At 30.5% G+C, this 22,086-nt stretch carries 18 protein-coding genes; 2 read left to right on the top strand and 16 right to left on the bottom strand.

From position 1 onward, the window contains the following. The first annotated feature begins 66 nt into the window (after positions 1-66). Both mazG and JAO71_RS07505 read left to right on the top strand, forming a co-directional pair. Positions 67-840, top strand: coding sequence for a nucleoside triphosphate pyrophosphohydrolase (gene mazG / locus JAO71_RS07500; protein WP_202999937.1), 774 nt, complete (start codon positions 67-69; stop codon positions 838-840). Then, positions 816-971 (top strand): hypothetical protein, encoded by a 156-nt coding sequence (locus JAO71_RS07505; protein ID WP_202999939.1) that lies wholly within the window; start codon positions 816-818, stop codon positions 969-971. The genes mazG and JAO71_RS07505 overlap by 25 nt, the downstream gene beginning before the upstream one ends. Before the next feature lie 523 nt (positions 972-1,494). Here JAO71_RS07505 and JAO71_RS07510 read toward each other — a convergent pair. The 16 genes from JAO71_RS07510 to JAO71_RS07585 all read right to left on the bottom strand — a co-directional run bounded on the left by JAO71_RS07510 (position 1,495) and on the right by JAO71_RS07585 (position 22,083). After that, positions 1,495-3,396: a DUF349 domain-containing protein gene (locus JAO71_RS07510; protein ID WP_202999941.1), complete on the bottom strand. Its 1,902-nt coding sequence runs from the start codon at positions 3,394-3,396 to the stop codon at positions 1,495-1,497. Positions 3,397-3,496: 100 nt separating this feature from the next. Next, positions 3,497-4,258: a shikimate dehydrogenase family protein gene (locus JAO71_RS07515; protein WP_236011206.1), complete on the bottom strand. Its 762-nt coding sequence runs from the start codon at positions 4,256-4,258 to the stop codon at positions 3,497-3,499. After that, positions 4,227-5,246 carry a DUF368 domain-containing protein gene (locus JAO71_RS07520; protein WP_202999943.1) on the bottom strand — a complete coding sequence of 340 codons (1,020 nt, stop codon included), beginning with the start codon at positions 5,244-5,246 and terminating at the stop codon, positions 4,227-4,229. The genes JAO71_RS07515 and JAO71_RS07520 overlap by 32 nt, the downstream gene beginning before the upstream one ends. After that, the gene (locus JAO71_RS07525) at positions 5,247-6,260 is read right to left on the bottom strand and encodes a DUF368 domain-containing protein (protein ID WP_202999945.1); all 1,014 of its coding nucleotides are present in this window, start codon (positions 6,258-6,260) and stop codon (positions 5,247-5,249) included. Between the two features lie 52 nt (positions 6,261-6,312). Further along, on the bottom strand, positions 6,313-7,701 hold the full coding sequence (locus JAO71_RS07530; protein WP_054852909.1) for a tetratricopeptide repeat protein: 1,389 nt from the start codon (positions 7,699-7,701) through the stop codon (positions 6,313-6,315). Between the two features lie 135 nt (positions 7,702-7,836). Continuing rightward, positions 7,837-9,030: an aspartate aminotransferase family protein gene (locus JAO71_RS07535; protein ID WP_202999952.1), complete on the bottom strand. Its 1,194-nt coding sequence runs from the start codon at positions 9,028-9,030 to the stop codon at positions 7,837-7,839. A 9-nt stretch (positions 9,031-9,039) separates the two neighbouring features. Beyond that, complete coding sequence (locus tag JAO71_RS07540) at positions 9,040-10,821, bottom strand: OstA-like protein (RefSeq protein WP_317193467.1); 1,782 nt, start codon at positions 10,819-10,821, stop codon at positions 9,040-9,042. Between the two features lie 127 nt (positions 10,822-10,948). Continuing rightward, positions 10,949-12,220: an adenylosuccinate synthase gene (locus JAO71_RS07545; protein WP_202999954.1), complete on the bottom strand. Its 1,272-nt coding sequence runs from the start codon at positions 12,218-12,220 to the stop codon at positions 10,949-10,951. 2 nt (positions 12,221-12,222) lie between these two features. After that, on the bottom strand, positions 12,223-12,690 hold the full coding sequence (locus tag JAO71_RS07550) for a Fur family transcriptional regulator (RefSeq protein WP_028289482.1): 468 nt from the start codon (positions 12,688-12,690) through the stop codon (positions 12,223-12,225). A 95-nt stretch (positions 12,691-12,785) separates the two neighbouring features. Continuing rightward, positions 12,786-15,005 carry a RelA/SpoT family protein gene (locus tag JAO71_RS07555; RefSeq protein WP_028289483.1) on the bottom strand — a complete coding sequence of 740 codons (2,220 nt, stop codon included), beginning with the start codon at positions 15,003-15,005 and terminating at the stop codon, positions 12,786-12,788. Positions 15,006-15,144: 139 nt separating this feature from the next. Continuing rightward, positions 15,145-16,125, bottom strand: a complete 981-nt coding sequence (locus JAO71_RS07560) for a peptidase associated/transthyretin-like domain-containing protein (protein ID WP_202999956.1) — start codon at positions 16,123-16,125, stop codon at positions 15,145-15,147. Positions 16,126-16,143: 18 nt separating this feature from the next. Then, the gene (locus tag JAO71_RS07565) at positions 16,144-17,385 is read right to left on the bottom strand and encodes a DEAD/DEAH box helicase (protein WP_202999958.1); all 1,242 of its coding nucleotides are present in this window, start codon (positions 17,383-17,385) and stop codon (positions 16,144-16,146) included. Positions 17,386-17,411: 26 nt separating this feature from the next. Continuing rightward, positions 17,412-18,416 carry a transglutaminase domain-containing protein gene (locus tag JAO71_RS07570; RefSeq protein ID WP_202999960.1) on the bottom strand — a complete coding sequence of 335 codons (1,005 nt, stop codon included), beginning with the start codon at positions 18,414-18,416 and terminating at the stop codon, positions 17,412-17,414. A 12-nt stretch (positions 18,417-18,428) separates the two neighbouring features. Further along, entirely contained in the window at positions 18,429-19,097 is a 669-nt protein-coding gene (locus JAO71_RS07575) for a carboxypeptidase-like regulatory domain-containing protein (RefSeq protein ID WP_202999968.1), read from the bottom strand. 132 nt (positions 19,098-19,229) lie between these two features. After that, a complete protein-coding gene (locus tag JAO71_RS07580; protein ID WP_116824327.1) occupies positions 19,230-19,793 on the bottom strand; it encodes a hypothetical protein in 564 nt (187 codons plus the stop codon). Between the two features lie 31 nt (positions 19,794-19,824). Then, positions 19,825-22,083 (bottom strand): FUSC family protein, encoded by a 2,259-nt coding sequence (locus JAO71_RS07585; protein ID WP_202999970.1) that lies wholly within the window; start codon positions 22,081-22,083, stop codon positions 19,825-19,827. Positions 22,084-22,086 lie beyond the last annotated feature (3 nt).

Consider the following 22,086-nt stretch of genomic DNA (forward strand, 5'->3'; position numbering starts at 1 on the left):
TGGATTTTTTTGTTTAGTTTTTTAAGCTCAAACAATCAACGTATTTTTACAAAAACCTATTTTAAAATGAATTCTAGAGCAGATCAACTTAAAGCATTTGACCGTTTACTAACTATTATGGACGAGTTAAGAGCACAATGTCCATGGGATAAAAAACAAACCATGGAAACCTTACGTCATTTAACTATTGAAGAAACTTATGAGCTAGGTGATGCTATTTTAGATAACGATTTGGAAGAGGTTAAAAAAGAAATAGGAGACTTAATGCTTCATATGGTGTTTTATGCCAAAATAGGTAGCGAGAAAAACGCTTTTGATATTGCAGACGTATGTAATAGTATTTGCGAAAAACTTATCCATAGGCATCCACACATTTATGGAGATGTAAAAGTAGAAAATGAAGAAGATGTAAAGCGTAATTGGGAAAATTTAAAATTAAAAGAAGGTAAAACAAGTGTGCTTGAAGGTGTACCTAATAGTTTACCAGCTTTAGTTAAAGCAAGTCGTATTCAGGAAAAAGTAGCAGGAGTTGGTTTTGATTGGGAAAAACCAGAACAAGTTTGGGAAAAAGTAGAGGAGGAGCTTAATGAATTTAAAGTAGAGGTAGATAAAGGTGATGCTGATGCTATGGAAGACGAGTTTGGAGACGTTTTATTTTCTATGGTAAATTATGCTAGGTTCCTAAATATTAATCCAGAAAATGCTTTAGAACGTACCAATAAAAAATTTAAAAAACGTTTTCAATATTTAGAGGCTCAAGCTAAAGCAATAAACAAAGAACTAAAAGACATGACTTTGGGTGAAATGGATGTTTTTTGGGAAGAAGCCAAAAAACAGTAATTAGAAAATCTGTTAGAGGATTTTCAAATACGTCTGCTTTTTTTGGGAGAAGCCAAGAAACAGTAATTGGAAAATCTATTAGAGGATTTTCAAATACCTCTATTTTTTGGGAGGAAGCCAAAAAACAGTAATTAGAAAATCTATTAGAGGATTTTCAAATACCTCTATTTTTTGGGAGGAAGCCAAAAAACAGTAATTAGAAAATCTGTTAGAGGATTTTCAAATACGCCTACTTTTTTGGGAGGAAGCCAAAAAGCAGTAATTAGAAATTTTTTGGAATGAAGATAATTTCTTTTAAATTATTATCCCTTTCCAAAGCTTTGTAAACACAGCGTTTTTTGAATAAAAATAAAAAAAAACGCTTTTTTTTATTTTTCGTAATCCAAAACTATAATTGCGACGTATATATAACAAATGACACAAGCTTTTTTAAAGTAATAGTTGATTAATAGCATACATCACTTATGATGTCATTACATATATTATTTCTTGTAAGCGAAGAGAAATAATTGGTTAGTTTAGTTAGGATCCAATAACCTACTTCTTTTAGAAGTAGGTTTTGGTTTTTTAGGACTTTTTGTAACATAGATTTAAACCATAAAAAAAGCCTGCAAGATTTATCTAGCAGGCTTTTTTATTATTAGTGATTACTATTTAATATAGACTTTTTATCTTTTTAAGTTTAGTAGTCCATAAAACTAAGCTGTCTTTATGCTTTTTAATGTTTTTATGTACATCTTTAACTAAAGGATTGTCAGATTTTACGTTAGAGAAAAACTGAAGGTTATTTTCTAATTGATTAATTTCACCTTTAATTTCATCTACTTTTTTCTGAATGTAAAAACGCTCGTTATCAAGAGCTTTAGTGTCGTCTCCAGAAGTCAATTGGTCTAACTTATTTTCAAACTTTATTAATTCAGCTTCAGTTTTATTTAAATCTAAAGATTTAAATAATCCATCTAAAGCATCATTAAAATCACTTTCAATTTGACGTTTATTACGTGGTACTCGACCAATTGTTTTCCAACTATTGATTTGTTCTTTAATAGTTGCTAAATCTGTTTTCTGTTCTCCAGTTAAAGCTAAATTTTTAACTTCAGCTAATAGTGTTTGTTTTTCAGTATAAGCAACTTCTTCTTCAGCACTAGCAGCATTGCGTTGTTCTTTTATACGATCAAAGTAATGGTTACAAGCACTTTTAAATTGCTTCCAGATTTTATCACTATCCTTTCTTGGGACATGTCCAATACGCTTCCAATCCCCTTGGATTTTTTTCATTAATTGTGTTGTCGCTTGAAAATCTTCACTATCTTTATTTTCTTCTGCTATTTTAATTAATGCTAGCTTTTTTTCAAGGTTATCATATTGATCCTTTTTTAAGCTTTTATAAAAATCGTTTTTCTTTCTATTAAAACCTCTAACTGCTTCTTTAAAGCTAGTCCAAGTAGCTTCGTTAACTTTAATTGGAACTTTTCCTGCTTTAAAAAATTCTTCTCTTAAAGCTTCAATTTCTTTAATTTTATTTTGCCATCCACTATGATTAGTGATGTTTTCGTTAGCTTTTTCTTCAATTAAAGTAATTATAGCCTGTTTGTTAATTAAATTTTGCTCATAAACCTTATCAAGATTTTTAAAATAGTCTTGACGTTTAGCATTTATTTTTTTGGTCGCTTCTTTAAAGCGATCCCAAATTGGTTCTCTATGTTCTCTGGCAACAGGACCTAATTCTTCCTTCCAAATTTTGTGTAAATTTTGAAGTTCTCTAAAGGCTCTGTTAGTATTTTCGTCATTAGCTAGCGCTTCAGCTTGCTCAATAATTTTAGTTTTTAATTCTAAATTATGTGCAAAATCTTTATCACGTAAATCTCTGTCTAAATGAAGTAAATCATAAAAACGTTCAACATTAAAATGGTAGCTATTCCAAGCATTGTTGTACTTGTCACGAGGTATTGGACCAGCAATCTTCCACTGTTCTTGTAGCTCTTTAAATTTTTTGTATTTAGTATTCATTGAGTCTTCTGCATCTTCTGTTAATGCTTTGATAGCCTCAATAATCTCTAATCTATTAGTCAGATTTTGTTTGTGATTTTGCTCGATATTTTTGTAATGCGCATTTAAACGTTGTCTAAAGTCTTTGTAGCTATCTTTAAAGCTACGTTGTAATGGAGAGTTGTATCTAAAATCAATCTCGTTACCACCATTACTTAAAAACTCTTCCTTTTTTTCGTCTAACTGTTGACTGAATTGCTTGTCAAATTCTGTTTTGATAGCATCCACATGTTTTTTTATAGCTTGAACTTTTTCGTTTTTAACTAAACGTTCAATTTCTATAACCAATTGTTCAAGGTTAAGTGACTCGTAATCCTTGTCTTCAATGTTATGACGCTCGCTGTTTCCTTCATCTTCTGCATCCTCAGCATTAGAATCGTCAATTTCATTTAACACTTCATCGTTTTCTTCTGTTACAGAAGTCGTTTCTTGAGGTGTCTCAGGTTGTACGTTTTTAATATTTTCTTCCGTTCCATCTGCGTTTTGCAGGTTATCTAGCTCTGACATTTTATAAATGTTTTAATTTGTTTTTATGTATTTCAGCTTTTAAAGATAATAACTACTTCAAAAACTACCAATATTTTAAGGGTTTACTCTTGGTTTTAAATTATTTATTCCAGATTTTCCATGATTTTTCGGCTTGAAAAACCAACATATCATAACCATTAATGGTTGTTGCGCCTTTATTTTTACCGTTTTTAAGAAACACAGTTTCTGATGGATTATATATTAAATCAAACAAAATGTGTTTAGAAGAAATCCCGTCATAAGGAATTTTAGGCGCTTCATTCACATCCGGAAATGTCCCAACAGGAGAACAATTAATAATTAGTTTATGTTTTTTGATATCTTCTTCGGTTAGCGTATCATACGTGAAAGCTGCTTTTTTTGAAGCTTTACGTGATACAAAACGGTACTCTATATTTAATTGATTTAATACAAATGCAATAGCTTTACTGGCACCTCCAGTACCAAGTATTAATGCTTGCTTGTGACGTTTTTTTAAATGAGGTTTTATTGTTTTTTTAAATCCGTAAATATCTGTATTGTAGCCTTTAAGTTGCCCTTTTTTTGTGAGTTTTACAGTGTTAACAGCACCTATTTTTTTTGCTTTTTTATCTAGTTTATCTAAAAAAGGTATTATAGTTTCTTTATAAGGAATAGTGACATTTAAACCTGATAAGTTATCTGTTTTTAGGATATTAGTCTTAAAGGCTTCAATGTCCTGAATGTCAAAATTTTGGTAAGTTGCATCAGTAATTGCTTCGTCTTTAAATTTTATTGTAAAATAATTTTGCGAGAAAGAGTAGGAGATATCCTTACCAATTAATCCGTATTTACGCATGTGATTGAGATGTTTTATTTCCATAAATTTCTAATGCTAATACTATTGCTATTCCCATTATGGTATAAAAAATAGCAAGGTAGGTTTGTGTATTAAGCTCTGGTAAATAGCGATGATAATTTTCTACTATTTTATGACCTTTAGAGTCTAAAATAAAAGTATTGTTTGTTGACATTTTATATATGGTTTGTTTGAAAGGCCAAACGACACCTAATGATCCTATTATGAACCCAATGATTGAAGCTAATGTTACACTTTTATAATGTTTTAAAATATAATTTAAAACATGAGAAAATGTGACTAGACCTACAACAGAGCCTAATGTAAATACAGCCAAAACTTTTAGCATCCTGATGCGCTCTATATTAGCAGTAAAACTAAAATCTCCAACCAAAATATCTGAAACGGTATCATATAAAGCATTGACCGAGTCTACTAACAGTAAAACATAATTGCCTAATAATATTAAAATAAATGAACCCGAAAAACCAGGTAATGTCATACCCGAAACACTAATTATACCACAAAAAAACACAAACAATAGATTATCGTTTTGTGTTGCAGGATCTAAAAAACTAATACTAACACCAATTGCTGTGCCTATGATTAGTGCAATGTAAGTTGTGGTTTTCCAGTCTTTAAAATCTTTACTTATATAATAAATAGATCCTATAATCATACCAAAAAAGACACTCCAAACATAAAGGTGGTAATGTGTGATTAAGTAGTCTAAGAGTTTTGAAATACTAAAATAACTAATAATCATCCCTAGAAAAAGCAAGCTTAAAAAATGACCATTTATATATTGGTAAAATAATTTAAACTCTCCTTTAAACAAAAGTTTTACAGCAGTTCCGTTTACTTTTTGTAAAGATTGGATAAACTCTTCATAAAAACCAGCGACAAAAGCAACGACACCTCCAGATACACCAGGAACTTTATTAGCTGCTCCCATACCTATCCCTTTTAAAACAAGGAATAATTTATCTTTAAAGGTTGTTAAGTTTTCCATTTATTTAGCTTTGTTCCCTACTTTTTCAAGAATAAAAATAGTTAAAAATCCAGCAACCATTAATCCTATTGCTAGAGTTGTTTGTGGTTGTGCCAAGTAATTGTTTATTTCGCTGTAATTTAATGGGTAAACACTTTGTTCTAAAACGGTTTTATAGGTTTCAAAATCGTTAGTTGTTTTTTGATAAAACGATAGTGTTCCAAAGTCCGTAACGGTATTAAAAGGGACGACTTTACCAGTCTCTTCAACCATTACCGAAACTGTTTTTTTCCAAGGCCAAACTTTATTTAATGAGCCTAAAATAAAACCTGTTAATATAGCTAAAGTCGTGTTATGATAATTTTTAAATAACCATTTTAAAACGTGACTGAAACTTAAAAGTCCAATAACTGCACCTGTACCAAATAAAGCTATTTTTTTTATATCAAAATCATGAAAGGCATCACTTAAAGTTTTATAAGCACCTAGTATTACTAATATAAAACTACCTGAAATACCTGGTAGAATCATTGCGCAAATGGCAATTGCACCAGCAATTAATAAAAAGTATGAGCTACTATTACTAGCTAAGGATGGTAAGCTAGTCAAATAAAAAGCAGTTACAGCACCAATTATTACAGCTACTATTGTTACAACTGACCATTTGGTTATTTGTTTTCCTATAAATAAGATACTGGCAATAATTAATCCAAAAAAGAATGACCAAATTAAGACTGGATGGTGTTCTAGTAAATATTTAGCCAAACGCATGAATGATACAAAGCTAATTACTATTCCCGTTAATAAAGCCAGTAGGAAATTGCCATTTAGTTGTTTCCAAAATGCAGAAACCCCTTCAGACTTAAGGGTTTTAAATAATGAGAGATTTACACCACTAATTGTAGCAATTAACTCTTCATATATACCTGAAATAAAAGCAATTGTTCCTCCAGAAACACCAGGAACTGCATCAGCAGCTCCCATTGCCATACCTTTTAAACTTATTAAAAGATAATCTTTTAACCGTCTTTGCATAATTTGATTTTTGTTACTAACCAAAGGTATGTAAAAATCGTTTTAATTTGGATTATTGTAGTTTATTTAATGCTTTTTTAAAGGTTAAAGACTTATAAATTGTAGGGAATAGCTCTTCTATAATTATTGCGTTTTCAGGGTTTATTGTCCATGCATTTTTAAGATGATAACTTCCTTTTTCTGTTTCTAGAATACTATAATATATACCAGCTAATCTAAATTCTATTTCAGATTCTTCAGGATAAAACTCGGCTGCTTGTATCAAGTTTAAGCTTGCAGCTTCATTTTCTCCTAATTGTAATAGAATATCGGTTCTTTGTAGCCAAGAATTTAACTCGTAATTACCTAACTCTAAAGCACGTTTGTAGCCTCTTTCAGCTTCTTCAAGATAATTTAATCTATGGTTTATTTGAGCAAAAAGCTTCCAGTACACAACGTTTTCACTATCTATATTAATAGCTTTATTAATATAATATAAAGCTTTTTGATAGTTTTTTTGTTTGTTGTAAAACTTGGTAATAGCAATCCATCCTTTGTCTAATAAAGGATCTTCTTTAACTGTTTTATAGTAGTATTGTTTTGCTAAATCATCTTGTCCTAGTTTTTCATGACAACATCCTAAGCGTAATAAAGCAAAAGATGTTGGGTCGTCTAATTCTAGAGTTAAAGCATAATTTTCAATAGCTTCATTATAACGTTTTAATTTTTCTAGTACTTTCCCTTTTTCAAGGTACGCACCAACAAAACGGTCATCCGATATTATTGCAAAATCAAAAGCGTTTAATGATTTTGTATATTCTTTAATTGCATAATATTGCTTTCCTAATTGATGCCAACCAACCTCTGAATAAGGGTTGTTATCTAAATATTCGTTTAAAAACTTTATGGCTTCGTTGTTTTCATTTAAAAAATCAAAACAATACATTACATTGTGTAAAGAAGAATAATCTTCAGAGTCTTCTGATAAACAACGCATAAAACTATGTTTAGCTTCTTGAAATTTATCTAGGAATAAGTATTCCATTCCGATTAAAGAATGAAGTTCTGAGGTTTCTTCAGCTAAATCTAAAGCTGTTTTTAAAACCTTAATAGCAGCTTCATGCTTATCTTCTTTGGATAATATATTTGCTTTTTGAATGTATATTTCTTCATTTGAAGGTTCTAAAATATACAAAGCATCTAAAAGCTGATTTGCTTCTTTTAGCTTATTTTCGAAAACATAAATTTCAACTTGAAATAATTTTAGGTTTGTAGATGTTGGGTGTTGATCTAAACCTAATTTTATAGCTTTTTTTGCTAAGGATACTTTACCTTGATTAAGGTAATGGTGTATTATATTTTCAAATTCGCTTGAATCAAAAAACAACACATTGTTTGTTTTTAACATCGATTCAAATTTTTTAAGCGAAACTTTATGTGGTTCTTCTTGACTAAACTCCATAGGCATTGTTTAGGTATTTCTAGTGTAATAAATGTACTGTTCTATTACTTTGTATACGCTAAAAAACTTTTTTGTTTTTAACAAAGTAATCAACAATTGTAGGTTTAAATGTGTTTTTGGGTGATTTGTAGTAACTTAACTTTTATTTTGGTCACTTATTTTATTTAATAGGTCAATTATGATGCCACAACCTTTAATTAGCTCTTCATTACTTATAGTTAATGGAGGAGTTATCCTTATTGCTTTAGGCTCAAAAAGTAACCAAAAGAGTATTAAACCTTGGTTTTGAGATTCTAAGATGACTTGATTGGTGATGTCTTCAGATGTTGTTAGTGCAGCTAACATGAGACCACGACCTCTAATTTTAGTGATTAAAGGGTGTTTGAGATGTTTTTTTATTAATTTTTCTTTGTTTAGTACTTCTGACATTAAGTTACTATTTACAACTTGTTTTAATGTTGCTAAAGCAGAAGCAGCTATTAATGGATTACCACCAAATGTAGTAATGTGACCTAATTTTGGACTATTTTGTAATGTGTCCATGTGTGTCTTAGAGGCAGTAAATGCTCCAATTGGAAGACCTCCACCAAGACCTTTACCAGTGACAACAATGTCAGGTATTACATTGTAATTTTGAAAACCAAAGAGCTTACCTGTACGTCCTATACCTGGTTGTATTTCATCTAGTATTAAAAGCGCTCCAACCTCATGGCATCTAGTTTTGAGTTTGGCTAAATAATCATTTGTAGGTTCTATAAATCCAGCTCCTCCTTGAATAGTTTCAACAATTACAGCAGCTGTTTTTTGTGTAATGTGTTTAAAGTGAGGTTCGTAATTAAAGGTGATATGACTAATGTCTGGTAATAAAGGTCTAAAAGGCGCTTTGCGCTCTTCAAAATCCATTAGACTTAAGGATCCCATTGTATTACCATGATAGGCATTGTGTGCAGCAATAATCTGACTACGACCTGTGACACGACGTGCTAATTTAATAGCGCCTTCAATAGCCTCAGTCCCAGAATTAACTAAATATGTGGCTTCCAAAGGATCTGGTAAATGTTTAGCCATGAATTGGCAAAGTTGTACAGCAGGTTGTTGTGCGTACTCGCCATAAACCATAACATGTAAATATTTATCGGCTTGGTTTTTTATGGCCTCAATTACTTTTGGATGACTATGACCTAACGTACAAGCAGAGACACCAGCAACAAAATCTAGATAAGCTTTTTTGTTAGTATCGTAAATATAACTTCCTTTAGCATGAGAAATTTCTAGCGCCAAAGGATAAGGTGATGTTTGAGCTTGGTATTTTAAAAATTCTGATTTCAAATGGTATTATTATTCTTTTTTAGGCGCTATTAAAGGCTTTAAAAATTTCTTGGGTATTGTTCTAGAGGCTTTTGGAGCTTGATCTTTTTGATTTAATTTTTTATTTTCCGCTTCTTGATCTGCTTTATTTACACGATCAAGTAGTGCGTCTCCAAAAAACTCTTCATCAGCTTTATAAGGTTCTAAACCTTTTATGGTTGGTAAATTAAGAGGTGGATCGTCTTTAAACAAATCTTCAACTGATTTTGGTCTTTCGTCATCACGCCAATCAAAGCCTCTTAGTTTTCTTGCGTTTTTTGGCAAATCTTCTTCTGTATATAATTTACCTTCAAATTGTGTGATTTTTCTTAATTCTATAACTTCTTTAGCTTCAAATAAAATAAGAATATCAGCAGATTTAGATTTTTCAATACCAATTAATTCCTTATCATCATTTCGACTATAGTTGATGGATTCTGCATTTTTTAAGATATCAACTTGTTTGATATCATTATTATCGTCAAAAAGTCCGATTAATACTTTTCCTGAAATTTGGTTGTAGGCATCTTCACTAATCGTGTCTTTACTAATTAAAAAGGCATTATTAAATACAATTAGAGAATCTAATTTCTCGGTTTTAGGATTAGATTTTAAATGAATGGTATCACCAGTCATTTGATTGTCAAGATTCCAAAGAATAGGTCTTCTGGCAACTGAAAAGGCATCACCTTTATTTAATCGTTTTAAATTAATTAATTGTGTTAATCCTGTCTTGTGATCTGCATGTATTGAATCTGCTTTAGCACTAATATCTGATTTGTAAACTTTACCATTGTAGTAGCCTCTAGTAATACGATGTTCTGGTTTTCCTGTAACCATAAGTGTATCTGCGTGCATATAAATGCTATCTGTTTCTTGAGTTGTAATGGCTAAAGCACGTTTAGTAATATACACAGAGTCTTTTGCACGATAGACTTCTGCATAATGTCCTTTAATAATACTACTGTTTATAGTGTCTGTAACTACAATGTTATTTGTTGCAGATGCGAAGTTTTTATTTCTGTCAAAGTATAAGCTATCACCTTCAATAACTCGATTATCATAATCTATTCTTGATTTTCTTACAAAATATCCAGTGTCATTAGTGGTATTATAAAAGCCACGTTCGCTATATATTTTACTGCTATCTCCAACAATTGTTGACGGTCCATACATGTATGCATGACCATTATCAGAGAAGTAGTCTAACGTTTTTGTGTTTAATTCATATTCAGGATTTACTAATCTTACGCTATCTACAAAACGATATTTTTTTTGGTTCATATAGTAACGACCAATACGACTTGTGATTGTTCCTGAAGAGTCTCTGACTACTTTTCCTCCAGTTCTGTAGTATGATTCTTGATTTGCTCTATTAAAATATAAAGTATCTGTAGTTATTGTAGATTGAGGATCCGTTAAAACGACGTCTCCACTAGCAAAAGCTAATTGTGTTTTACCCGAATATTCAACATATTTAGAGGTCAAATTAATAGTGTCACCTTGCTTCATGTTTACATTTCCATAAGCTTCGACAAAATCTTCTTTACCATAAAAGATAGCTTTATCGCAAAACATATCAATACCATCATGGTAGATGTGTACTTGTCCTTGGTCACTTCGTGTTAATATACTAGCTCCAGGATGGTTAACTTCGTCAATATCACCAAAAGCTCCTGAGTCTTTAATTAATATGTGTTTTTCTTGCGCTATTCCTAACTGTGAGAATAACATAGCAATTAAAATAATGGTTGAGTATGTATTAAATTTCAAGATATACGTGTTTATCACAAAAATAACGATTTAATAGACTTACTATTATGTATTAATATTTATTTAAGATGAAAAAACCTGCTATTCAATATAATAGCAGGTTTGTATTTTGATATTAGTTATGTAATTATCTAAAAATAGTTTGTTTTCTGTCAGGTCCAACAGATACTATTGTAATAGGAATTTCTAATTCTTTTTCTAAGAAGTCAATGTAGTCATTAAGTTCTGAGGGTAATGTTGATGCTTCAGACATTTCTGTTAAATCTTCAGACCAACCTTTAAAATCAGAATAAATAGGTTCTACATTTTCAGGTTCGATATTATATGGTAAATGAGTAATAGTTTCGCCTTTATACTTGTAACCAGTTGCAACTTTTAATGTTTTAAAACCAGATAAAACATCTGCTTTCATCATCATTAATTGAGTCACACCATTAACTTGACAAGCATATTTAAGAGCTACTAAATCTAACCAACCACAACGTCTTGGACGTCCTGTTGTTGCTCCAAACTCATGACCAACTTTAGCCATAGTTTCTCCATCAATATCAAATAATTCTGTTGGAAAAGGTCCAGATCCTACACGTGTTGTATATGCTTTAAAAATACCAAAAACTTCACCGATTTTGTTAGGTGCAACACCTAAACCAGTACAAGCACCTGCTGCAGTTGTGTTACTAGACGTTACAAATGGATAGGTTCCAAAATCAATATCTAATAAAGATCCCTGTGCACCTTCTGCCAAGATTGATTGTCCAGATTTTTGAGCTTGGTAAATGTATTCTTCAGAGTCAATAAACTTTAAAGATTTTAAAACTTTGACAGCTTCAAAAAAATCAGTTTCTAATTCTTTTAAATCGTACTGTATATCTACATTATAAAAGTCAATCATAGACTCATGCTTATCTGCTAATGCGCGATATTTATCTTTCCATGTGTTTAACTCTAAATCTCCTACTCGTAAACCATTACGACCAGTTTTGTCCATGTAAGTTGGTCCAATACCTTTTAAAGTAGATCCAATTTTTGCTTTACCTTTAGCGGTCTCACTTGCAGCATCTAATAAACGATGCGTTGGTAAAATAATATGAGCTTTACGCGAAATAAGAAGTGATTTTCTATAATCTACATCTTGCTCTTCAAGTTTATCTAATTCTTTTTTAAAAATTACAGGATCAATAACCACTCCGTTACCAACAAGATTTGTTGCTTCGTCATGAAAAATTCCTGAAGGAATAGTATGTAGCACATGTTTTTTACCGTTAAAAACCAATGTGTGTCCTGCATTTGGACCACCTTGAAAACGTGCTATAATATTGTATTTAGAGGTTAATACATCGACAATTTTTCCTTTGCCTTCATCTCCCCATTGTAAACCAAGTAGTAAATCTACTGCCATTTTTAGTTAGTTGTGTTGTTATTATTTTTTTTTCGGTTACCGTAAAAGTATAATGAATGTTTCGATATTTCGATATCAAAAACTTCTTCGATTGTTTTTTTTATTGCCTGAATTCTTGGGTCACAAAACTCAATAACTTCTCCTGTATCTTGCAATATGACATGGTCATGTTGCTTGTCAAAATAAGATTTTTCGTAATGTGCTTGATTTTTGCCAAATTGATGTTTTCTTACCAATCCGCAATCTAATAGTAATTCAATGGTATTGTATAACGTAGCACGACTAACACGATACTTTTTTTTCTTCATATTATCATATAAAGATTCTATATCAAAATGCTCTGAATTTGAATAGATTTCTTGAAGTATAGCGTAGCGTTCTGGTGTTTTTCTATGACCATTGTCTTCTAAAAAAGAGGTGAAGACGTTTTTTACTATCTCTTGATTTTTTATATCTGTTTTTCCACTCATAAATACCACGCAAATTTACATCTTTTTTTGAGGTTAAACTCATAAAAATGGTAATTTGACTAACGTGTTATTAGACACTTATTAACAACTTAGCTTTAAATCCTGCTAACTTTATCAATTCCGTTAATTTTTTTAAGATTATCTATTAACTTTTTAAGCATGGTTTTATTGCGAACAATAACGTTAATTTTACCTTTAAATACACCATCATCACTTTGAAAACTTAAGCTATTCATGTTAACATGCATGTTTGACGATATAACTTTAGTAATGTCATTAACCAGTCCTAAATTGTCAATTCCAGATAATCTAATTTGTGCAGCAAATTCTTGTTGAGACGAGTCTATCCATTTGGCTTGCATAATACGATATGCGTAATTGGATTGCAAACTTAAAGCATTTGGACAGTTTTTTTTATGAACTTTAATTCCGTCATTGATAGTTATAAATCCAAAAACAGAATCTCCAGGTATTGGATTACAACAATTTGCTAATTTATAATCTAATCTTTCTTCTTCTTTACCAAAGACTAATAAATCATACTTGTTAGTGATTTCGTCTTTATTAATATCATCAGGATTGGTACCTGGTTTTCGGTTCATTTTACTTTTTAGGAAACTTACTAATGCATTACTTCTTGAAGCTGCATATTCTTTTAACATGGTATTATCAATGTTTCCTGTACCGACACGATAGAATAAATCTAAGCTTGTTTTTAAATTAAAATGGCTGACCATTTCATTTACTGCTTTTTCGTTTAAAGTAATTTTTAGTTGCTTTAATTTTCGTCTTAAAATTTCTTTACCATCTGCAGCAATTGCTTTAGTTTCTTCTTTTAACAACGATTTTATTTTACCTCTTGCTCTTGCTGTGGTTGCATAATCTAACCAGTTTGGATTTGGTTTTGCACTCTCTGAAGTTATGATTTCAACCTGATCTCCGCTTTTTAAAGTATGACTTAACGGAACCAATTTTCCGTTTACTTTTGCTCCTCTAGTTTTACGTCCAACTTCTGTATGTATATTAAAAGCAAAGTCTAAAGGAGTAGCTCCTTTTGGTAAAGATTTTAACTCTCCTTTAGGTGTGAAAACAAAAATTTCTTTTGAATATAAATTCAGTTTAAACTGCTCTACAAAATCTACTGCATTTGTGGATGCATTTTCTAAAGCTTCTTGTAGACGATTAATCCAAATGTCTAAATTATCTTCTTTATCATCTGCATTTTTATATTTATAGTGTGCAGCGTAGCCTTTTTCGGCAATTTCATTCATGCGCTCACTACGCACTTGTACTTCTACCCATCGTCCTTTTGGACCCATTACAGTAATGTGTAATGCTTCATAACCTGTAGATTTAGGTGATGATATCCAGTCGCGTAATCTGGTTGGATTTGGTCTGAAGTGATCGGTTACTATAGAGTATATTTTCCAGGCTAAAAACTTTTCGTTGTTTCGGTCACTTTTGTAAATAATTCTTACAGCAAACTTGTCGTAAACTTCATCAAAAGTCACACCTTGTTTGGCCATTTTTCGTTTTATCGAAAAAATAGATTTTGGTCTTCCTTTGATACTGTAATTTAAACCTTCTTTATCTAAAGAGGTTTTGATAACTTCATTAAATTCGTCTATATACGCATCTTGCTGCTCTTTGCTTTCTTTTATTTTATTAAGAATGTCGTTGTAAGTGTCAGGTTCTGTATATTTTAGACCAAGGTCTTCAAGTTCGGTTTTAATATTGTATAACCCAATTCTGTGTGCTAAAGGTGCATAAATATATAAGGTTTCTGAAGCAATTTTTTCTTGTTTATCAGGACGCATGCTGTCCATAGTTTGCATATTATGCAAACGGTCTGCTATTTTTATAATAATAACTCTAACGTCATCATTTAAAGTTAATAGCATTTTTCTGAAGTTTTCAGCTTGTAAAGACACATCCATGTCTTTTTCTTTGCTTAAAGAAGAAATTTTTGTTAATCCGTCTACAATTTTGGCAACGGTTGTACCAAACAAATTTTCAATATCTTTAATTGAATAGTCCTCATTATCTTCTACCACATCATGAAGCAATGCAGCTGCAATTGAAGTTGCATCTAATCCGATTTGTTCTGCTACAATTTTAGCCACAGCAATAGGGTGAAAAATATAGGCTTCTCCACTTTTTCTGCGTTGATGGCTATGTGCTTCAACAGCAACATCAAACGCTTTTCTAATTAGTTTTTTGTCATCGTCAGACAAGGTGCGATAACTTACTTTTAGTAAATGTTTATATGCTTTTGCTATTTCAGCATTTTCTTTTTCAATATCAATTTCTATCATATAAGGCTCTCCTTCATTTATATTAGATTGCGTACTAAAAATACTATAAAATTATGAATGGACAACACTCAAAATGCTAATTTTGATTAAAACTGAATAAGGTGCTTTTTTTGTCGGATAAAGAGGTGAATAAAAACTATTATTCTTTATAAACAGCCATTTTTAAACCCATTCCGTAGTTATTTAAACCAGCGTTTAAAAGGTTTGAATTATTGATGTTTTGTTTATCAAATAAAACCCATTGTCCATTGTTATGAAACACACGTTTTACAAAGGTGTGTTTTTGATTAATTTGATCTGTAAAAGGTAATAAAGGTCTAAATGTTGTGGATACTTTTACAATACCACGTCTAGTTTTGATTTCTTTGTATTTTTTATTGGGTAATAATTTTCCGTTTTTATCTGTAAAACCTAATACTTGAACAGAAACATAAATTCCCTCTTTAGGTATAAAAATATCAAAACCAGAAACGTCAAATTCAAATACAGGTTTAGTATTTTCGGTTGCTATAAAAATAGCTTTTTCATAGGTTAAAACATCTCCAGGTAAACCATTGTTGTTGTCGTAAAACTGAACTCTAAATAATGTTGAAAACGGTCGTTTTGCTTGTTTGCTTTTACTTCTTTTTTTCCAATCTTTAGCTTCTGTTTTAATAGGAATTAAAACTTTAGTTAAGTGCTTAGGTTTTGCATCTGTATTAGGGAAAAAGACAGCAATTTCACTTTCTATAGTAGGTAGCCAACATTTATAATAATCATTATGATCTGTTGGTTTTAAAGTCACCTCTTTAAATTTTCCTGTAGGTTTTGCTGTAACAATTACTTCGTCTAAAACGTTAGATTCAGGTGTTAAATACAATGTGTCTTTTAATGATGAAGACGCTAATTTGGTGTCTTTATATCCTAAAGCAGAAATGTAAAGCGAATCGATATCTGAATATAATTTTTTAGTAAAATAGAATGAACCATCCTCTGCAGCAAACAATCCGTTACCATTACCAAAAGATATGGTTGCAAACGAGACGCCTTTTTTAGAAACACTGTCTAAAATAGTGGTTTGACTATGGCTGTTTGTGTAGTAAACTACGAAAAGTAATGTAATTAGGTATTTTAATTTCATACTACTAATATAGCAAAATTAATACCAACGCTTTTTCTTCTTTTTAGAGGCTTCGCTTTTACGACCTTTTTTATGTTTACTTCCTGTTTTTTTAGATTTATGTACAATTGGTTTTGCTTTTGGATCTAATGGATAAGGATGATCATCCATAACATCTAATTGTAAATGTATTAGTTTTTGAATGTCTAAAACGTAGCTTTTCTCGTCAGCACTACAAAGCGAATAAGCCATACCAGATTGCCCAGCACGAGCAGTACGACCAATTCTGTGTACATAAGTCTCTGGTACATTTGGTAGATCAAAGTTTACAACAGCATCTAAATTATCGATGTCAATTCCACGAGCTGCTACATCTGTAGCGACTAAAATATTGACTTCTTTTTTCTTAAATTTATTTAAAGCTTCTTGTCTAGCAGTTTGGCTTTTATCACCATGAATACTATCTGCTTTATAACCGTTTTTTAATAATGTTTTTTCAAGTTTGTCTACACCATATTTTGTGCGTCTAAAAATAATAATATGACCCTTTATGGTATTACGAAGTAGGTGTAAACATAATTCGATTTTATCCTTTTTAGGAACAAAATATAATAACTGATTTACATTTTTTGAAGTCGAACTATTCTGTGCAACCTCAATACGTTTAGGTTGGTTTAAAATTGAGCTTGCTAATTGCTCTACTTTATAAGGTATTGTTGCCGAAAATAATAAGGTTTGTTTAGTGCTTGGACATAAACGTTCTATTTTTTTGACATCATCTATAAAACCCATGTCTAACATTAAGTCTGCTTCATCAAGAACAAGGGTTTCTATATAATCTAGATTAATTTGATCTTGTTTATGTAGATCTAATAATCGACCAGGAGTTGCTATTAATATATCAACACCATTTTTAAGTTTTTCAATCTGAGGCTCAATGGATGCTCCACCAAAAATAACAGTGCTAGTTAAATTGGTATGAGTTGCATAGCTGGTAAAATTTTCAGCAATTTGTATCGCTAATTCTCTAGTAGGACTAACTACTAAAGCTTTTATTTTTTTTCCTTTTTTAGGACCTTCTTGTCTGTCAAATAACAATTGTAAAATAGGTAATGCAAATGCAGCAGTTTTACCTGTACCTGTTTGAGCAGATACAATTACGTCTTTTTTATCAAGTACTAAAGGGATTGCTTTTTCTTGTACTAGTGTTGGGTTATCGTAACCTTTTTGGGCAATTGCGCGTAATATTGGCCTATTTAATTGTAAGTCTTTAAATGACATAAGTTATAATTTGCTACAAAGGTAGTTTATTCAGTCATAACTTGTATTGTGTATGTTGCTACAATATCATTATTGATTTTTAAATGTACGTCATGCCAACCTTCGGTTTTAAAAAGATGCTTAAAAGCTATGGATTGTCCTTGGATATTTAAATCAAATATTTTTAGTGATTTTAAGTTTCCGCCTGAAAAATAGACTAGACTAATCTGTTCTTTTTTGATAGGTTTAAAGGTGTCAAAACTAAATGTAATTGTGTTGTTTTTTTTAACGTTGGTGTATAATTTGGAAGGGCTTGTTGTTAAAATTTGGTGTTTAAATGTCGCTCCATAAACTATTGGAGATGCAACAAAAGCGTTGTTGTTTGAGTTGTTGTCTAACAACCATTGTGTGTTTAACGGATAATGATTTTGTCTAAATAATTTAGGGTCTGTTAAAAAATAACCTAAATTATAATCGTTTATGAATATGTCGTTTAGAAAATAGCCACTGGACCAAGTTGCATCACATAAATACCATTTGTTATTAAGTTTTACAACATTCCATGCGTGATTTGCTATCTGTAAAGTGTCTGTATTTGTATTGGCTGATCTGCCATAACCATTAATTATTTTACTTTCTATATTGGCCAAAAAACATAATTGATTTATCAAATAGGCATAGCCTGAACACATGGTTTTTTTACGTTTAAATAGTGTTTTAAAAGCAATGGTTTTATACTGATCATTCCACGCTTTGAAAGTTAAACTGTCATTTTTGTATTTTTTACGGTATTTGCTAACCTTTTGATCTTGATTTAAATCCCCTTTTATATTGTTACAAACCCATGAGTAAATTGCTCTAAATTTCTCGGCATCAGTATTTAGTTTATGGGTTAAATTATACGCTAAGACAGGTAAGTTGTCCAGTTTTTCGCCTTTATTTAATTGGGCAATATTATCTGCTCTTGTAAAATTTATTGTTTTAAAATCAGAAACTTGAGCAGATAATATTTGTACGCAAACAAAGCAACCTATTAAAAGGAGGTTTTTCATAAGTATAGAAAATTATTTATGTTTTGATTGAAATACTTCTTTTACAGCTACTTTACCCATTAAAATATAATGGTCATTGTTTAATGTAACGTCAAGATTAACTGTTTTTTTATTGTCAGGATCTGTTACTGTTATTTTCTTTGCTTCATAACCAACATAGCTAAAAACTAATACAGATCCTTTATTTAGTTTATTAGGAAATGTGAAGTTACCATCAAAATCAGTCTGAGTCCCAATGTTTGTTCCTTCTAAAACAATATTTGTAAGTGGTAATGGTAAACCGTCGTCATCTAAAACAGTCCCTTTAATTAATATGGGTTGGTTTAATTGTTTTATGGTTTTGGATGTGTTTTTTGTTATGTTATTACTGTCTTGAGCTTGAGCTGTAAAAAAGGATAAAAAGGCTAAGCATGCTAATCCAATACTGCTAACTAAATTTAATTTTTTATTTTGTTTAATAGGTTTTGAATAGCTTGTTAATTGTGTGTTTTTAAATTGACCACAGGTATTTAAATTGTTTTTATTTTGAAAAAATAAAGCAATTTGGTTTGGTGTCCAATTTGTAAAATCTACCACTTCTTTAGTGCAAGAATTACAAAACCCTCCATTTGTTGTAGGAGTGAAGTTGCTAAATTTTTCTTGACAAGGTGTTTTAATATTTAAGTTAATTTGATTTTTCATGATATACCGTTTTTAAGTTATACATCAAACTTATATAACTTAGTAATGGTATAAAATAGACAATGAGTAAACAGTGCTTTTTAAATGGTAAACAACACTTTTGGCTAAGTATAACTTTTTTTTAAAGGTAAGTTATTGACACAGTTTTTCAGGAATGTTCAATTGGTTTGAAAGTTTTCGACGTCTTAAAGTGACCTTTTTAGGATTAGTTTTTAAAAATTGAATTGGTAATTTAGTTGTAAGTGTAATTGTTTCAAATGTAGTTTTATGCTCAAAAAAACATTCATTTGTAAAAGTTGTGTTGTTGTAGTTAAATTCAAACTCTACAACATATAAAAATTCTTTTATAACTTTAGATTTTGAAGAGTCAAAAGTAGAGCTGTTAGTATGCGAATAGTCGTCGATTCGTTTATTGGTAATCCTTGCAAAGGTATAGCTGCCATATTTTTTTACTTTAGCTTTTTCGTAATAATACATTATACTAGAAGGTAAAGTAAAGAGTATAAATGTTGAAGCTAGTACTATAAAGGCATAGCCAAAAATTACAAAACCAATACCGTTTTGTTCAATATGATTACCTAAATAGATGAAAAAACTACCAAAAACAATAAATATTAGCCAGATACCAAGTAGGCCTAAATGTGGTTTTATAGCTTCTGTTATAAAATGTTTTTGATCGTTAAAAGTGACTTTCAATATTTTTTATAAAATGAATTAAAACAGCAATTTAATTAAAAACCGAATGATATTTAGTCGTTACTTTGGTTAAATTAGTAGACAATGTTTTTAACCATAATAATTGATTGCTAATTAAGTGTGCTTCTTGAAGGTTTAGTAACGTTTTTGTGTCAATTAATGTTTGACCAGCTTTAATTTGATTGTCACGCTTGTCTGATAATTTTGCATAATGTTTTTGAAGTGTTTGATGGGCTTGTTGAATTTCTTTTTCTTCTGAAACAACAATTTGCTTATTACTGTCTAATGTTTTTGCCGATTGATTTAAAGTTGTAGTAATATCTTTTATAATAGTATCAAATTCTTCTGAAGCAGGAGTTGTTTTATGATTTAAAATATAGCGTCCAATAGAAGCTGTAGCAGATAATATAGTGTGATTTAGTGTTACAATATCATATATTAATACCGATTGTTTTTGCTTAGATTTAGGGTCTTGAGTCAGTCTTTGAAAAGCAGCATTAAGATTACTCATGGCTATAAATGCTTCTTTTCTGGATACTTTATATCTTAATGTGTTAGCTTCTTTATTGTGATATAAGTTTTTAGTAGCCCTTAAATAATTACTGTTTGCAGTTATAACATTTAATATAACCGAATCTAGGTTTTTGTATTCCCAACTTGGTAAAATTAAATAATTTGCCAATACAGCAATTGTTGCACCAATAGCAGTGTCGATTACTCTAAACTGAATGACAGCAAAAGCATTAGGCTCTATTAAAGCATATACAAACACAATGTGTAACGTGATAAATGCTGCGCCAATTTTATAACTTTGTTGTATTAACGAAAAAGCAAAAGTTAATGACAATACAGCTAAAACCATATAAACGGTAATGTTTTTGGTTATTAAAATTATTGCTGTTGCTATCATAGCTCCAATTATGGTACCTATAATTCGGTTTTTAGAGCGTTCTTTAGTTAAACCATAATTAGGACGCATAATAACTATTATGGTTAAAATAATCCAATAAGCATTTTTTAGGTCTAAAAGACTACCAAAAACAAACCCAAATACAATAGCAACTGTTAGTCTTAAAGCATGTCTTAACATTGGAGACTCTAAACTAAAATGCTGTAGCAGAATATTAAACCTATAATCTTGAGAAGTTAAAAATTGTTTAGACTCTTGGACTACTAAAGAGGCTTTAGCATTATTTTTAACTTTAGTTAATACGCGTCTTATAGCTTTAACTTCTTGAAATAATTGCTTTTGATAATCTTGTAAATTACGCATGGTAATAGCTCCATCTCTTGCCTGTGGTAATGAGATTTCAGAGACGTAAGCTTCAATAGCTTTTTCAGTATTATCGGTAATTTTATTAATATGTTTAATATTGGGAAGCTCACCTTTTTTTATTAATAATTCAGATAGTTTTATTAAGTGATTTCCTAATTCTTTATTAAGCTTTTTAAAAGGACTTAGGTGTTGTTTTTGTAAACCAAAAAGAGTGTCTATTTTAGAGTAATCTATGGTGTTAGCTAAAGCCAGTTCAAAAATATCGATTAACGAAATAAATATTAGTAAACGTCTTTCGTTTGAAAACGAACGACCAGAACGTTTTCTACCTTCTAAAAGTAATTCTCTTAACGTTTCATGTTTTTCGCTAATTTGCGTTTGAATTATTAATGCTTTTTTCGAAAACTTTTCACGCTTGTTAGGCTTAGTTAAAAGTTTAGCTCTAATTTTTAAATATTGACCTGTTAACGCTAAAGTGTCTGATAGTAATTGGTCATCATCTTTTTTAGGAAAAATCCAATAGGATAATAATGATACTAATAAATACCAAAACCCTCCAATACCTAAAAAACCAACATGTATAATAATAGAGTTTAAATCTGGTTTGCTTACTGCTAAAGCTAGTACTATGGCTAATAAACCTGAAAAAGAAATTAATGAAGCCCTAAAACCATACACAGATATTAAACTTATTAAAAAGCTTAACACAGCAATAGTAAGTATTAATACAATAAAAACAGGTTTGGTTACTAATACTAAAAAGGTGACAATAACAGTTATTGCTACGCTAATTAGTGTCCCATTAATTTTACGTCTTAAACTACCAGGTACGTCACTTGGTGCATTTAAAAAAGTACCTAAAGCTATTGCAGGAGCAAAAGCAAAAAGGTCTAAAAGATTTAAAACAACTAGAGGTAAAACAATTGCTATAGTTAGTACAACGCCTCTATAAAAGCTTGAACCTTTAAAGAAAAGCTCAGTAGTTTTAAGATGTTTTTTTAACTTAGTTTGCATAGT

This window comes from Olleya sediminilitoris (assembly GCF_016785945.1).
GTDB lineage: Bacteria > Bacteroidota > Bacteroidia > Flavobacteriales > Flavobacteriaceae > Olleya > Olleya sediminilitoris.

Coding starts and splice junctions, on each gene's coding strand:
- JAO71_RS07570 (WP_202999960.1), bottom strand. CDS start 18,416: ATGAAAAACCTCCTTTTAATAGGTTGCTTTGTTTGCGTACAAATATTA.
- mazG (WP_202999937.1), top strand. CDS start 67: ATGAATTCTAGAGCAGATCAACTTAAAGCATTTGACCGTTTACTAACT.
- JAO71_RS07550 (WP_028289482.1), bottom strand. CDS start 12,690: ATGAGTGGAAAAACAGATATAAAAAATCAAGAGATAGTAAAAAACGTC.
- JAO71_RS07545 (WP_202999954.1), bottom strand. CDS start 12,220: ATGGCAGTAGATTTACTACTTGGTTTACAATGGGGAGATGAAGGCAAA.
- JAO71_RS07560 (WP_202999956.1), bottom strand. CDS start 16,125: ATGAAATTAAAATACCTAATTACATTACTTTTCGTAGTTTACTACACA.
- JAO71_RS07510 (WP_202999941.1), bottom strand. CDS start 3,396: ATGTCAGAGCTAGATAACCTGCAAAACGCAGATGGAACGGAAGAAAAT.
- JAO71_RS07585 (WP_202999970.1), bottom strand. CDS start 22,083: ATGCAAACTAAGTTAAAAAAACATCTTAAAACTACTGAGCTTTTCTTT.
- JAO71_RS07565 (WP_202999958.1), bottom strand. CDS start 17,385: ATGTCATTTAAAGACTTACAATTAAATAGGCCAATATTACGCGCAATT.
- JAO71_RS07515 (WP_236011206.1), bottom strand. CDS start 4,258: ATGGAAATAAAACATCTCAATCACATGCGTAAATACGGATTAATTGGT.
- JAO71_RS07575 (WP_202999968.1), bottom strand. CDS start 19,097: ATGAAAAATCAAATTAACTTAAATATTAAAACACCTTGTCAAGAAAAA.
- JAO71_RS07530 (WP_054852909.1), bottom strand. CDS start 7,701: ATGGAGTTTAGTCAAGAAGAACCACATAAAGTTTCGCTTAAAAAATTT.
- JAO71_RS07525 (WP_202999945.1), bottom strand. CDS start 6,260: ATGCAAAGACGGTTAAAAGATTATCTTTTAATAAGTTTAAAAGGTATG.
- JAO71_RS07520 (WP_202999943.1), bottom strand. CDS start 5,246: ATGGAAAACTTAACAACCTTTAAAGATAAATTATTCCTTGTTTTAAAA.
- JAO71_RS07555 (WP_028289483.1), bottom strand. CDS start 15,005: ATGATAGAAATTGATATTGAAAAAGAAAATGCTGAAATAGCAAAAGCA.